The organism is Algoriphagus aquimarinus (genome assembly GCF_900112005.1).
Taxonomy (GTDB): Bacteria; Bacteroidota; Bacteroidia; order Cytophagales; family Cyclobacteriaceae; genus Algoriphagus; species Algoriphagus aquimarinus.
On record NZ_FOKK01000004.1, the window covers coordinates 67811 to 82156 of the forward strand.

The 14346-nt window shown below is 37.4% G+C and carries 13 protein-coding genes; all 13 read right to left on the reverse strand.

Annotated elements, in window-relative coordinates; all coding sequences use genetic code 11:
- Positions 1-12 precede the first annotated feature (12 nt).
- Complete coding sequence (locus BM291_RS06240; RefSeq protein WP_092895434.1) at positions 13-1011, reverse strand: type II toxin-antitoxin system antitoxin SocA domain-containing protein; 999 nt, start codon at positions 1009-1011, stop codon at positions 13-15.
- On the reverse strand, positions 1008-1373 hold the full coding sequence (locus tag BM291_RS06245) for a hypothetical protein (protein WP_217647297.1): 366 nt from the start codon (positions 1371-1373) through the stop codon (positions 1008-1010). Before BM291_RS06245 ends, BM291_RS06240 begins: the two co-directional genes overlap by 4 nt.
- Positions 1374-1581: 208 nt before the next feature.
- Positions 1582-2457, reverse strand: coding sequence for a hypothetical protein (locus tag BM291_RS06250; RefSeq protein WP_175499654.1), 876 nt, complete (start codon positions 2455-2457; stop codon positions 1582-1584).
- 147 nt (positions 2458-2604) lie between these two features.
- Positions 2605-3459 (reverse strand): hypothetical protein, encoded by an 855-nt coding sequence (locus tag BM291_RS06255; RefSeq protein ID WP_092895438.1) that lies wholly within the window; start codon positions 3457-3459, stop codon positions 2605-2607.
- Positions 3460-3548: 89 nt separating this feature from the next.
- Complete coding sequence (locus BM291_RS06260; protein WP_092895440.1) at positions 3549-3908, reverse strand: hypothetical protein; 360 nt, start codon at positions 3906-3908, stop codon at positions 3549-3551.
- A 60-nt stretch (positions 3909-3968) separates the two neighbouring features.
- The gene (locus BM291_RS06265; protein ID WP_092895442.1) at positions 3969-4382 is read right to left on the reverse strand and encodes a hypothetical protein; all 414 of its coding nucleotides are present in this window, start codon (positions 4380-4382) and stop codon (positions 3969-3971) included.
- Positions 4383-4439: 57 nt separating this feature from the next.
- Complete coding sequence (locus BM291_RS06270) at positions 4440-5069, reverse strand: hypothetical protein (protein WP_092895444.1); 630 nt, start codon at positions 5067-5069, stop codon at positions 4440-4442.
- Complete coding sequence (locus tag BM291_RS06275; RefSeq protein ID WP_092895446.1) at positions 5053-5922, reverse strand: DUF4747 family protein; 870 nt, start codon at positions 5920-5922, stop codon at positions 5053-5055. The genes BM291_RS06270 and BM291_RS06275 overlap by 17 nt, the downstream gene beginning before the upstream one ends.
- Before the next feature lie 18 nt (positions 5923-5940).
- Entirely contained in the window at positions 5941-7221 is a 1281-nt protein-coding gene (locus BM291_RS06280) for a restriction endonuclease subunit S (RefSeq protein WP_092895448.1), read from the reverse strand.
- Positions 7214-8836, reverse strand: coding sequence for an HsdM family class I SAM-dependent methyltransferase (locus tag BM291_RS06285; protein WP_092895450.1), 1623 nt, complete (start codon positions 8834-8836; stop codon positions 7214-7216). The genes BM291_RS06280 and BM291_RS06285 overlap by 8 nt, the downstream gene beginning before the upstream one ends.
- Before the next feature lie 257 nt (positions 8837-9093).
- On the reverse strand, positions 9094-12168 hold the full coding sequence (locus BM291_RS06290) for a type I restriction endonuclease subunit R (RefSeq protein ID WP_092895452.1): 3075 nt from the start codon (positions 12166-12168) through the stop codon (positions 9094-9096).
- 275 nt (positions 12169-12443) lie between these two features.
- A complete protein-coding gene (gene mnmE / locus BM291_RS06295; RefSeq protein WP_092895454.1) occupies positions 12444-13826 on the reverse strand; it encodes a tRNA uridine-5-carboxymethylaminomethyl(34) synthesis GTPase MnmE in 1383 nt (460 codons plus the stop codon).
- A complete protein-coding gene (locus BM291_RS06300; protein ID WP_092895456.1) occupies positions 13823-14275 on the reverse strand; it encodes a thioredoxin family protein in 453 nt (150 codons plus the stop codon). The genes mnmE and BM291_RS06300 overlap by 4 nt, the downstream gene beginning before the upstream one ends.
- Between the last annotated feature and the right edge of the window lie 71 nt (positions 14276-14346).

A 14346-nucleotide genomic window follows, 5' to 3' on the forward strand; every position in this document is an offset into this window, starting at 1 on the left:
GACCGGGGAGGATTAAATTGCCTTTAGCTCCAAAGCATATTCGTAAGAAATGAACCTCTTGCTATTTTTATTTTCTAGCCAGCCGATTTCCTGATGACTGATTTCGACTATTTCTGACACAGCTGAGTTCTGGAAGCTTAAGACAACTTTTTCTAAGCTTTGAAGCTCTTCAGCTGAAAACACATCCAATTGAATAGGCCGATCTGCCCTTCCCATCAATTTTTCCATTTTACTGCCATTTTCTTTTGATTCATAAAAAACATCAATCAATTCATTTACAGCCAGGTTTTCAAAAATTGTCTCATACATATTTGGAACTGGCCCATAATCAATTGCGACATACTTTGCTCCACTGATTGAGTTTCCAAATACGCGAAACATTAAAAAATCTGCATAGAAAAGCAGTTTATTCATTTTCGTCTTATAGCTGGGAACCTTGTGTGCAAAATAGACTATCATTTCCACCAACTTTTCCATATTTGGTTTTGTAAAGCCTGTGAATTCGTTGGCCTCTCCATCACCGATCAGGTAGTCATCAAGGTTTACCATCTTTAGTTTTTCCGCCTGTACCAATCGATCTATTCTTTTCAGCAAGTCTGATTTGACTTTGTCTGACTTTGGATCCCAGTCATCTACCAGACTTTTGAATTTCAAAGGATCCCTAGCCAATTTAATCAGATTGGCATTGGCTAAAGAGGGGAGGTCTCCTTTTTCGTATAATCCGTATGTATTCTGACCAAAACCGAGAATTTCCCCCATTCTCAGGGCAGAAAGCTCGTACTTTTCTCTGATATCCGTTATTTCTGCTCGCTGCGGGATATGATTTTTGGTCCGGTAGGCATGTTCGACCATCAGGAGATTCAACTCATCTAGTTCGGTAGTAGTAAACTTCTCACCGGAATCCTCACATAGAAAGAACTGAAATCGAATTTTCACTTCATCCTTTCGAAAAGTCACCGCCCTTAGCTCATGCCGTAGCGGCATTTCTTTTCCTGTCAACGGGCTTTTCATATGGATGTAATTTTAAAAGGGTAGCTCATTTTTTTCTCTGCGATATGAAAGGAGATGCAAAGTGTATTAGAACCCGGAATTCCGGTGGTGATCTTAATGTAGATTTCTTCTGCTTTTACTATTCTGCCAAAAACCCACATTTCTTTCGTGCCATACATTTCTTCAGGCTTTGGTCCTTCGGAATAGTCGGCAACCTTCAAATCATCTAGGACTCGCTCGCGGTCTATGGGTCGGATGTCAAGTGCGGATAGCGTTGCAAAATTTTTGCCCCGATCATCCAGAAAAACTATCCCCCAAATCTTCATCTTGTCTTTGAATTGGCTTAAGAATTCTTCGACTTGATCTTTTGTAGTGTTTTGCAAAAGTAATACGATAAAGTGTTAAAAAACAAATATAATCACAAAATTTAACCTATAAGGTTTAATTTGAAGAAGTTTTGTGTTGTCGGAAACACCAACATTTCTGATTTTACAGTTCTCGTTTTACAAGGCCTGTGGATTGAGACCCGCACCGAATCGTAATAGTTGAAGGTTCCGGTCTTTGAGGACTAAGTCCGTGGAAGGAATTATCTTATTTCAATTCGATTCTCCATCCAAGTTTTTCTGCTTGCTTAATAAAGGACTTGATGTTCTCGGGATTCCATTGTGTACAAGTAGAGATAGTCTGATCCTGAAGCTGAATTACTTCATCTTCTTTAATATAATGCCGCTTATGGCCCCATCTCTGAAAAATATCTTCAGCGTTAGCTGTCAGGTCCACCACACCAAAACTTCCCTGAATAGTATCAGGAAAATCCCGTTTTAATTCTGAATAAGTAATTTCAGGATTCCTTTCTACATGTGCTCTTACCACCTCATTTACTAGTCTGCCTTTATTATATTCTTTTCCTTTAAAAATGAATTTAGAGTAATCTTTCATTGAATAGGAGAAGTTGAAATAGGTATCGGAAATCACAAAAACTTCCCCCTTATCACTTCGAAATCGCTTGATTGTCATTCCTGCGATAGGTATTCCATTGGATTGATAACCTTGGGTTAACCGCTGTTGGAGACCAGCACTGATCGAAGAACCTACAAGGAGTCCAACCCATTTTGGTGCAGATTCTTCTTTCCAATAATCCCCCAAACTCAGAATTTGAGAGCGAACAGCCAAATAATCTTCAAGTTGTTTGAGGCTGAACTCATTGATTTCATTTAGCTTAATTTCGACTATTCCCAAATACTCTCCGCCGTATTTGGTAAGGATATCTATCCGACCGTCTCCTGTTTTCCGTCCACTTTTTAATGCGATTTCTGCATCCAAAACTTCTACTTCCGAAAAATTCTGTTCATCCAACTTCAAAATATCCTCATTCTCCAATAAATATGCTTCCATAGCTAGCTCTTTCCAAAAGGGATAAGGCTTCATGGAAATGCTATTTGCTGTAAACTGTCTAAAAATGGCCATATTTTCTTATTTCTAATTTGATCTAAATACTTATTTAAACATTCCCTTAACTTCTCTCCAAATTCCTCCTAATCTTCTTATTACTCCAATCTCCAGCCTTTTTATAAATGAGACCTTTTATGTGGTGACAAACCTCAGATGGAGTTCTTAATATATATTGTATTTATATCCAAGCTGAATAAAATTACAAGACGAACAATTTTTGACTTCATTCATAAGTCCTACAAGCTCTTTCCACCTTTCAGTTTTATAAAATCCCTCTTGATCATTACCTCTTATTCTACTATAGTTAATAGAAATCTTTTGTAATAAAATAATTTCATTTTTGATCTGTTGATTTTCCAAATACTTATTTAATATTGAAAGTGATGAATTGACATTTTCAGGTTTAGACCAATCTATATTTTTCCATGTGGCTACAATATTTTTTATTCTATTTTTCTCTGATTTTAGCCAAGAATTATTTTTCAAATTTAATAATTCCAACCCTATAAGTTTTTGATATTCGCTTTGAATTGTTCTAAAACCGGCATCATATCTACCTTGGAGTACTGCATATGGATTAGATGAAGGAGAATAAGTGGCATAATCAGGAATATAATTAGTGCCATTAAAATAGTATTTTGATGAATAACTTAAAATTGAATTAAAATTTTCTGGAGGCTGAATATTTAAGTTGTCTTGATTACTTTTTTTTGGTTGCTCTTCTACAGTGTTATTCTGTCGCACGTGTTCAACGATGCCTTCGTCTACAGATTTCTTTTTAATATACCCAGTAACTTCCTTGAACTTTACTTTATAATATACTTCTTGGCCAAAACGTGAGCTAGTTACATCCCATAATTCAATTTGATTTCTTCCATTAATATTTAATAATGTTTTACTTTCAATATTTTCTTTTTCTTTTATAGAATACGACCCTTCAATTATTACTTTAGATTGCGAATAAGATAAGACCCAGACGCAAAGTAGTGGAATAGTTAATAAAATTACTTTTTTCATAATATTTAGATATTTAATAACTGATTCTGTTCCATGACTAGGATAGCCTGATTTCTCTCTGTCTAATATAGTTTTTTTACTTACAACTATTACTCAAGTTTCTTTCTCATCATATAATGATAAACATTTTGATTCCCTAAGGTGATAGCGTAAGCATTTACAAATTCATAACCATGGCTTGAAAAGTAATTTATAGCTCCCATAATAGATTCAAAAATTATAGGAGTTCCATCATCGTCTATAAGTTGTGTATCCTTAGATGACCAAAAATCGTCTGGCTGACCATAGTCAATTAGAACTTTGACTTTTGTGCTTAAAAGTTTGCTAACTCCAAGAAGCTCTATATAATCCTTATCAATATCAGATACTTTTACCCCTTTTTGAGTTTGGGCATGAGAAATTTGGTTCATCGCCAAAAAGACAATAGCCAGAACAATAATTTTTTTCATTTTGTGCTTAGTTATAAAATATTTGTTGTTTACGTTTTGATTGGTACAATCTTAGAGGCCTTATACCAAATTCCTCCTAATCCTCTTATTACTCCAATCCCCAGCCTTTTTATAAATATGACCTTTTATGTGGTGACAAACCTCCGTAGGATCATACGTTGATTCGAGGTCGTCCTCATCCTCATCATAGGAATAAGCCGATTCCGTCTCCAACCAAATTGCTAGCTGCTCATGAGTAGGCATTTTATTAACTTCTTCTTCGATTAAGTCTAGCACAGTATCTTCATAAAGATCCCACTTATAAGCATATCCATCTTGAAGCTGCACACAGATTTCATCCCAGGTATTTTCTAAGCCAGAATCTTCACCAGAAAGTGTGATTTTAAAACACTGAAGCTTTCGAATAATCTGAGATACAGCCTTAGAAATACATTCTTTGGCGAAAACAGATAAAACTTGGGAAGGGCTATTCATAAAAATGGATTAGAGTTAATTTTCCTTTTTAATAAGAGGTATAAACGATTTAATAAATCAATTCTCTCCATCCTTAGAAATTTTCTTTTCCTGTTTAATTTTTTCCAGAATTGAAACGAAGTTAATTAGTTGGCCATAGTTAAATAGATTTAAAAGAGTTCTGGGTATTAGTAATATTGAATAGAAGAATAAAATTGAAAATAGGAATAAAATAATGTAGTTAAATATATTGGTAATGATTGAATCGCAAAATATAGATTTTAATTTTAGAGATAAGGTGAAATCAACGAAGATTAGAGATATAAGAAATATTGATTGTATAATTATTGCCCAAGAAATAATAGCTAATACCTTTTGAAAGGTAGATATACCAACTGTCATATTGTCATCAAATCGCGTTATATCATTATCTATAAGTCGCGATATAGGATTTGAATTTGAAACTGATATTATTATACCAAAGGAAGCAAAAGCTAGTCCTAAAATTGAGGGTATAATCTTATACCCAGCTTCAATTAAGAAACCAAGAATATCGAATAAATCAATTCGAATACTTAAAAGCAAAATAAAAATCGAAATTATTAGTGAAAACCAAAATGGTTTACTCTCTCTTATTCTTTTTATGTCATATATAAAAAGTAAAGTTCTAAAATCTCCTTTGTGGATTTGATTAATCGGCTTTTTCATTCCTAGATTTAAAAAGGTTTTTTATAGCTTCTATTGCAAAAATTAAAGAAGATGTATTGTCAGGTACCTCTATAATAGAAACTTGAGGGTGCTGTAATGTGTTTAATTTTTGCTTTTTACCAGCTCGATCTGTATAACTTACCAGAGCAAATCCATTTTCTGTTGCTAACCCTAATGCGCCATTAATTAAATCTCCTTCTAAATCAATTTTAGTGTTTCCAGCACTTTTCCCTGTTAATTCAAGTTCCCCAAACCCCGATTCTCGTATTAGCTTATCCATTAATTCTTCAGATTCCTTTTTAAAGTCATCATTAGTAAAGGTTAATTTTACAAAAACCTTCGAGATTTTTCTTGCTTTTTCCAGAACCTCGAGACTGTCAATATCTTGTTGTACAACAACATCAAGATGTTCACCTTCAATTTCCAAAAAATTATTAAAAAACTTACTCAAAAATTCACTTATAATTTTTGGACTGAAAGAAGCTTTAGCTTGCACAATTATCCTATGAAAATCTGGTGTATATGCGAAGAAAACTTCTTTAAGACCAGGAACTGCTCCATCAGGAATATTAACATCTACTAATTCGGCTGTTTCCCTATTTTTCCATTCAAGGCCTTCAACATTAATATTTCTTGAAATTATTCCATATACTACTTCTTTTCCTTCAACTGTGTTTATGAAAACATTTCTGAAATACATTACAGTGTTTGCACGCATAAAAACACCTTTCCTAGAATATTCCGTTTCAAGAATAATATTTTTAAAAGTTTCTCCACCTTTCCTTTTATTGGATTTTAAGTTTAGATTAAAAGTGTAAAAAGCTGATTTGTAAGTTTTTTCTTTTTTTTGCATAAAAATTTATTTTTTAGATTATTTATTATTGTTAACCCTCACCTGACCATTCATCAGCATCGGCAATAGCCAATCTCGAAGGGAAGAGAGTTTTTGATTTTCTTCTTGATTTTTAACAATCTTGTTTAATATTGGATTGATTTTTTTATCAAGCGATTGAATTAAATTTTTCTTGGGTATTGAGATTCTACTTTGTTTTAAGTGTTCTTGAGTGATGTGCCCCATAGTTGTTTTACGAAGGTTAGCCATCATTTTGAAATGCTCGAGATATTTCAGTAGCTCAAAATAATAGAATGTTCTTGGGTAATCATTTGAGGTAATTTTAAAAATATGTTGGTTTAAACAGCCTATTCCTCCAGTCCATATTTTTACATCTAGAGTTGCCGACCATGAAAATAAAACATCTCCATTGTTTATAATTGAAGGTTCTGGAACATCTCTTTTAACAAATTCTGTATTATCCGAGAAACCATCATTCATTTCTCTAATTTTAATCACTCTGAATTTAAGTTCTTCTCCTTCAGGTCTAAATTTTTGGCATGCAATTCCGTTGTAAAAATTAGCAATGTCTAATAAAGTCCCAACTTCCCACCCCTCCGGAATCTCTCTTTTCAACTCCTCATTCCAGACCATTTTTCCGCCTGAGGATTTGTAGGGTTTGACATCTTTGGGGTCGGAACTGTCATCTGAAGGCTTGCCCTGAGCAAAGTCGAAGGGGAAGTCAAACTGCACAAACCAATACTCATAAATCAACTTCGCCATTCCTTCTAGCTCTGCATTGATCTTATTATTGAGTTCGATTTTGGAGTCTAGATCGGAGAGGACTTTGGCTATATTTTGCTGTATCTTGAAATGAGGAAAATTAAATTCAATTTGTTTTAAACCTACTCCTGTAAGGTGCTTTATAGTAGAGCCTATAAAATGTTTTTCTATGGAACCTGTTTTTCCAGCTAATAAAAATTGGTAATACAAAAACTCATTCGAATAGCCAGATTTCACTCGAACACGATGCAAGGCTTTTTGAATTTTCATATTTGAGATTTCATTTTTCCAAATGGCGCATCTACCTGGCTCTCCGCCTTCACAAATGACTAAATCTCCATACTCTAAGCCGAATCTTTTGTGTTCATGTGGTTCAAATCTCATTTCAGATATGTAATTAAAATCGAATCCTCCCCAACGCACACATTTATTGGATAAATACGGATGGAAGGTTCCTTTATTCTTCTCCTTATCTAGCATTTTACCCAAATATGACTCTGAAATATCACCGACTTTTTGAACCTCCCAATTATGCATATTTCAACCCCTTTAAATTCTCATGTATCTCAATTTCCAAATCTTTAGAGTCAGCAAAAAGCAAAGCTAGATTTTGCTGATAGCTTCCGAGCTTCGCTTGAAACTCATCCTGGGTGATATCTACATATTCAATTTTGACCTCAAAATATTGTCCGGCGCTGAGACTGTAGTTTTTAGCTTCGATCTCATCATAGCTTACCAGAACTGAGAAATCTTCCTCAGCTTTCTTTTCAGAAAAAGTGGCGATGATTCGATCTTCTTCGGCTGTAGAGAGTAGGGTCTTTTGGTTTTTACCTTCCTTCACAGTGGTTCCTAGATTGGAGGCGTCGATCAGGATTACATCGCCTTTGTTTTGTTTATCTAGAAAGATTACGGAGACATTGGTGCCTGTGGTCGCGAAAATGTTACTTGGCATGGAGACAACTCCAGCTAGCATCTTGTCTTTGACCATCCGCTCCCGGATTTTTTTCTCGATTCCGCTCTGTGCAGTGATAAATCCTGTGGGCACGACGATAGCTGCTTTACCAGTAGGAGAGAGGGAATACATGATATGCTGGAGAAACATCAGGTAGATCGCCATCGACTCCAATTTCTTAGCAGGCACGTTTGGTATTCCTGCAAAGAAGCGTTCATTGTTCTGCTTCGTATCCAGATCAGCTACAAAGTCGGAGAAGTCTAGCTTGAAAGGCGGGTTGGAAACGATATAGTCAAACTTCTGGAGATGCCCATCGGCTTTTTTGTGGTAAGGTTCCAATATGGTATTCCCCTTCACGATATTGGGAATGGAGTGTACCAGATTATTCAGGATCAGGTTGAGGCGGAGCAGGTTGGAGGATTTCTGTGAGATATCCTGAGAATAGATCATGCAGCGATCTTCTCCGATCTGATGCGCTAGGTTCATCAGTAGTGTACCCGAACCTGCTGAGGGATCGTAGCAGGAGACATTACTCACTTCGTCTTGTACCAGACAGCGAGCCATAATCTTGGAGACAGCATGTGGCGTAAAGTATTCGGCATATTTGCCACCTGAGTTGGTATTGTAGTCTTTGATCAGGTACTCGAAGATCGTGGCGAAGAAGTCAAACTTCTCTTTGAAGATTTCTTCAAAACTGAAGTGAACCAGTTTATTGATGATTGATTTGCAGAAATCATCGCGCTTGTCTGTGATGTACTTGGAGATGTTTTCGAATAGGACGATTTTTTCACCTTCTTCGGTGATCACGGAGAAGATATCGCTGTTCTCTTTTGCGATAGCCAAGAGGGTATTATCAAAAATCTCCGAAAACTTGGGTTCAGATTGACGCTGATAGAGTCTGGATATAAACTGCTCCGGCTGCAATCGGGCTGTGCCTTCATTGAGTTGGAGCATCAAAAGCTCATACTCAGCCTCCGGAATCATCCGAATCGCTTCATCCAGATGTTCAGCCGCAGCTAGATTTGGTTTGAGCTTTTTGAGCTCGTAGATGAATTTATCGTTGAGGAACTTGTAGAGAAATACTTGGGTAATAATCTTGAATTCGTTTCCGTCGTTTCCCAGTCCATAATTGGCGCAGGTACTTTTCAGTCCATCGATCAAGAGTTTGGTTTTACTTTCAAATAGGTGATTATCGGTCATTGGGTAATTAATTGTAAGCTATAATGTCTAGGTTCAACCCTTTCAGGGTTGGAATATTTTGTTTGTTTTTTCCCCGGTCCCGATGGCTATCGGGATCACCCGGGGTTATTCATGGTTAAACCCCTTCGGGGTTTAGATACTGCATGATTCGGTATTCGTAAATATTTCGCACCACACGTTCGAGGTACGGCTTCTATATTTCTACATTTTGATGGCTTCCAGCAAATCGTAAATCCAAAATCAAAACTCGTAAATCTTTAAGCTACTCTTCCCTGATATTCATTCAAGTATTCAGAAAAGACCAAATTTCCAAGAGACCTGGCTTTCTCCGCTGTGATCGGTAGTTGATGCTTGGTCAATAACTGTTCGATGACAAGACGATTGATTTTTTGCTTGGAATAGTTTTCTTGCTCTAGTAATCGGCTACTTTTTTCCAATTCGTCATCTATAGCCAATTTGAGATCATTCAATGCCTCAAATAATTTTGAATCCTTTTCGGTTAATGGATCTTTTTCCATTAGGCGTTTATGAAGTCTGGCAAATTTCGCATCATTGGCATACTTCGCACGAATAAGTTGATTCTCATATTCCAGTTTCTTTGCTTTCTGATAAATACTATCTAGCTGCTTCATGTTAGCAGACATATCTTCAGCTGTGAACTCAGTCAGTTTCTGCTTTTTGAATAAGAGTTCCAGTTGTTCTTTCAAGCTGATGAACTCAGGATCTTTCGGATCAAAATTGCCTCCGAGCATTTCTCGCGTTTTTTGAAGCGTGTTCTTTAATGCATCTGCCAAGATCATTTCTTCCTCTTTTACTTTCGTAAAAGCGAAAAAGACTTCTTCCAAGGCTATATTCAATAGATTGGTACTGTCAAGATCTGACTCTAAAACTTCTTTTTGGTTAATCAGGGCAAGACGGTGTTCAGCTTCTCTGCCTAAGCTTCCTAGCTTTTGGAAATCTACTTTTTCAAGTAAATCATAATATCCTGCCAGTCGAATAAGATTATATAAGACTTTCGCATTTTGAAGCACTTTCACGATCTCTTGCATTTCTTTTCGATCATTGATCTGAGAGATTTGCTTGGAGAAGGTTTCCATATTCAGGGTATCAAATGGGAATAAAACTTCCTTGATTTCTTCAATCTCCTCTTTAATCTCCTCAGCAGATTTAAAAAGATTGGAGTAATGAATCATCTCATCTCCCAATTCCGATTGCAGTTCTGCAAAATAGGCTTTGTTCGCCGCATCAAACTCATCCTTGATATTCACAAAATCCACCACGTAGCCGTATCGGAATTCCTTATAGGTCCGATTCACTCTGGTAAGCATTTGCAATAAGTTGTGAGATTTGACCTTTCGCCCGACATAGAGTTTCTTCAAGCGCTTGGCATCAAAGCCAGTCAAGAGCATGTTGTAAACAAAGAGGAAATCAATTTTCCCTTCTTTGAACCCTTCGACCTGATCTTTACGCTCTTGCTTGGTCCCTACGTCATGGAGAATTAAGGCTGCTGATTTGACTTGGCAGTCTTGCTTCCTTTTGTTTATTGGGATGCGTTGCTGGCTATCTGCTGCAAAAAGAAACTGGGTAGGTTCTTCTTTAGCATAATTTTCCTGAAACACTTCGAAAAGCAACTTTGCCTGTTCCGAAGAACTACACACGACCATTCCACCAATACTCGGATCATCCATTCGTTCCCGTGATCGCTCAAAATCATCGACTATGTATTCCAACATCGGCTCTACGAATTTACGATGAGCAAAGAGGTGCTTCTTTTGGGAAGAGCCTTTTAATACCTTGATTTCGTCCAGGATTTTTTGAAACTGGGCTTTATACTGCGTGGAGATTTCTTCGCGGATCAGTCGTAGCGTGTAGCCATCTTTGATCGAAGCATTGTAGTAATACTTGTGGATGTAATCTCCGAAGAGTACTCGCGAATTGTAATCCGATCCCAATAGAGGAGTTCCTGTCAATCCTATCTTGATCGAATCCGGATCTGCTTCCTTAAGGTTGGCCAAGAAACTTCCTTTCGGATTATAACTTCTGTGGACTTCATCGAGAAAGAATACCCGCTGAATACTTAATTGATAATCAGACTTTCGGGTGACATCAGGATCATCTTTAAATTTCTGAATATTGACTACGGTGATTTCTGCTTTACCTGAATTATTGTGAATGGCAGCAATAGACTTAATATCTCTGGCAAAATCCTCTCTGGAATCAATCTCATGTACCACCAATCCTCTTGCTTTGAATTCACGCGCTGCCTGAATCAATAAATCCAGACGATCCACAATGAAGTAGAACTTTGCGACAATTGTCTTTTTCTGGAAGTACTGCGTCAGAAACTTGACATTATAATAGGCCAAAGCTGTTTTTCCTGAACCCTGCGTATGCCAGATGATTCCTTTTCGAATTCCTTCATTTAATTTCCTTTCCAGTGCCTTAGTAGCAAAAAGCTGTGGATAGCGCATGATATGCTTCTCCAGTCCTTTTTCCTCCTTGACATAGGCAATTGCATAGCGTAGTAAAAATTCCACTCGGCTTTTTTCAAATAAGGAGGAAAGTAACCTATGTGTTGGTGAAGTTGCAAGAAGGTTTGTTTGGTATTCAGGAGAATCTTTGATGCCCACCACATTGTTGTCCCGAAGGATTTCCAACTCTTTTTCCTTTTCAATTGCCTTCACATGCACATGAAGCTCAAAGGCTTTTTCCTCTTCACGGAAATAATTGAAATGCATTTTTCCATAAGCAGGAGTAGCATAAAATGCACCTTGAATAGGGGAGATGGCTTCATCGTCGTATTCCATGTTATTGGAAAAAACCATGAGCTGGGTGATGTTGGCAAACTTCCGAAACTTCTTGTTGGTAAAGCGAGTCGTCATTCGCTTCATTTCAGCTTGAATTCCTTCCAGATTGTTTGGCTTTTTGACCTCGATAAAAAATAAGGGCATGCCATTGATCAGAATCGTCAGATCAGGTCTGAATTCTTCATCATCCTTTTGATAAGTCAATTCGGTAACGACATGAAAATCATTGTTACCGAAATTATCAAAGTCCACCAGCCTTCTGCCTGAGCGGTCAATTAATTTCTCGAAGAAAGCTCTTCCCAGATCTTCATTTTCTAAGCAAATAGAAATCTCTTCATAGAATCTATCTACTTCATTCGGAGATAATTCTGGATTTAATTCGGCTACTTTCTTTTTAAAAATATCTAAGAAGATGTTGGTAGACTTATCCAATTTGACGTTTTTCAAGGGTAAATAAGTATATCCTAGCCGTGTGAGATGCACGATTGCTGGGATCTTTACTCTTGAGTCTTCATTAAAAATCATCTTTCTTTCTAAAAATAGTTTCTAAAGATATTAGTTTGAGCCAGAATGAAAAATCCTTTCATATAAAGAGATATGTATTTTATGAGAAAAGTTGGTTGTATTACCTTTTTAGGGCGCTCAAAAAAATGTTTATTGAATATCTCGATTTTCTAGGGTTTGTGTGATTCGAGGCTAGGTTGACTTAACTGGGCTAATAATTTTAAGAAACAGCTTGCTTCGTCCCCGAATAATCGAGACAGGCGCTACCTCCTTGCAATGACGATGAAATCCCTTACTTACTTCCCGATACAAAAATTCCTAAAGATATTCTCCAATAGATCATCTGTGGTAATTTCCCCTGTGATCTCACCGAGGAAATGTAGGGAACGGCGGATGTCCATGGCCACAAAGTCGTTGGTGACTTCATTGTCCAAACCGGAAAGAATATCCAGCAAGGACTCACGAGTTTTGACCAAGGAATCGTAGTGACGCACGTTGGTCACGACCGTATTTCCTGTTCTGAATTTGTCGAGATTCACTAGGACAAGGATCCTTGCTTTGAGTTCTTCGAGGTTGTCTTTCTGTCCAGCGGAGATAAAAATAGTATCAGGATGTTGCTCTTTTAATTCATTAACAAGTAGTGAATTAGCTTTGTCTATCTTATTGGCAACTTTAAGAAAAGGAACACCTTGGTTTTCCAGTTTATTTACATCTCGATTGATCTCTACCAAGTCTGTATCACCCAAATCGAAGAGGTACAAAATCAAGGAAGCTGTCTTCATTTTCTCCTGAGTTCGGCTGACTCCGATGGCTTCGATCACATCGGTTGTTTCGCGCAAACCTGCTGTATCTATGAAGCGGAAGATTACTCCGCCTATGTTGATTTCATCTTCGATGAAGTCACGGGTAGTTCCGGCGATCTCTGATACGATTGCTTTTTCCTCGTTGAGTAAGGCATTGAGTAGGGTGGACTTTCCTGCATTCGGCTTTCCAGCGATGACGGTTGGAACACCATTTTTGATCACATTTCCCAGGTCAAAACTCAGAATCAATTCTTCGACCACACGAAGTAAACGCTCTACAAGCGTTCGTAATTCTTCCCGACTGGCAAATTCCACATCTTCCTCGCCGAAATCTAATTCCAATTCTATCATGGAAGCAAAATGGATCAGTCTCGATCTAAGTTCTTGAATTTCAGAGCTGAATCCACCACGCATCTGACTGAGTGCAGCTTGATGGGAAGTCTCAGAATCGGCATGTATTAAATCTGCCACGGCTTCTGCTTGCGCTAGATCGAACTGACCATTGAGGAATGCACGCTGAGTGAATTCTCCTGGCTTTGCCGGACGTGCGCCTTTGCGGATAAATAGTTTGAGTACTTGATTGATAATATAGGAAGACCCGTGAGTGGAGATTTCCACCACATTTTCCTTGGTGAAGGACTTAGGAGCGATGAATATGGAAACCAAAACTTCGTCGATGATTTTATCGCCGTCTCGTATGGTTCCGAAGTGAATGGTATGAGATTCTTGTTTTTCAAGATTTTTACCAAAGAAAGCCTCATTGGTGAGACTGATAGCCTCTTTTCCTGAAAGTCGGATTACTGCAATAGCTCCAACACCCTGAGGAGTGGCTAATGCTATAATAGTGTCATTTTGATCGGAAAGGGAAAAACTCATTTTGCGCCAATTCCTTTATCTACTATCTGACTCAATCCATCCAAGAATTCTACAGGTTGTCTATAACCCGGTAGTTGGGTGATATTCATCAAAGTAGGATCGATGATCACGAAGTTAGGGTAGGATTGTACACGCATGGCTCCAGCCATTTTTGCCTCTGTGTATTCCTTGTCTTTGAAATCAAACGTTCGCTTGTTATCCTCAGCATTCATCTTAACTGCGTAGAATTTCTCATTGATGTATTTGATGACAGCAGGATCGGTAAATGTTTCCTTATCCATCTTCTTGCACCAACCACACCAATCGGTATATACATCCACCAAAAGCATTTTTGGATTTGCTTCAGTAGCGGCAACTGCCTCCTCAAATTTCAGCCACTCTATTTTATCCTGTGCTTGCGCAAAATTTGCAGCAAGTAAAAGAAGGCCTATGAATACTAATTTTTTCATGTATTAAGTGTATGTTTTTGAAGCCATCATGCTCTAAGTATCCTAAGAACCGAGTATGGGCTGAAATATTC

Excerpts from the sequence above, each read along its gene's own strand:
- BM291_RS06240 (WP_092895434.1), bottom strand. The coding sequence starts at position 1,011 with ATGAAAAGCCCGTTGACAGGAAAAGAAATGCCGCTACGGCATGAGCTA.
- BM291_RS06250 (WP_175499654.1), bottom strand. The coding sequence starts at position 2,457 with ATGGCCATTTTTAGACAGTTTACAGCAAATAGCATTTCCATGAAGCCT.
- BM291_RS06255 (WP_092895438.1), bottom strand. The coding sequence starts at position 3,459 with ATGAAAAAAGTAATTTTATTAACTATTCCACTACTTTGCGTCTGGGTC.
- BM291_RS06260 (WP_092895440.1), bottom strand. The coding sequence starts at position 3,908 with ATGAAAAAAATTATTGTTCTGGCTATTGTCTTTTTGGCGATGAACCAA.
- BM291_RS06265 (WP_092895442.1), bottom strand. The coding sequence starts at position 4,382 with ATGAATAGCCCTTCCCAAGTTTTATCTGTTTTCGCCAAAGAATGTATT.
- BM291_RS06270 (WP_092895444.1), bottom strand. The coding sequence starts at position 5,069 with ATGAAAAAGCCGATTAATCAAATCCACAAAGGAGATTTTAGAACTTTA.
- BM291_RS06275 (WP_092895446.1), bottom strand. The coding sequence starts at position 5,922 with ATGCAAAAAAAAGAAAAAACTTACAAATCAGCTTTTTACACTTTTAAT.
- BM291_RS06280 (WP_092895448.1), bottom strand. The coding sequence starts at position 7,221 with ATGCATAATTGGGAGGTTCAAAAAGTCGGTGATATTTCAGAGTCATAT.
- BM291_RS06285 (WP_092895450.1), bottom strand. The coding sequence starts at position 8,836 with ATGACCGATAATCACCTATTTGAAAGTAAAACCAAACTCTTGATCGAT.
- BM291_RS06290 (WP_092895452.1), bottom strand. The coding sequence starts at position 12,168 with ATGATTTTTAATGAAGACTCAAGAGTAAAGATCCCAGCAATCGTGCAT.
- mnmE (WP_092895454.1), bottom strand. The coding sequence starts at position 13,826 with ATGAGTTTTTCCCTTTCCGATCAAAATGACACTATTATAGCATTAGCC.
- BM291_RS06300 (WP_092895456.1), bottom strand. The coding sequence starts at position 14,275 with ATGAAAAAATTAGTATTCATAGGCCTTCTTTTACTTGCTGCAAATTTT.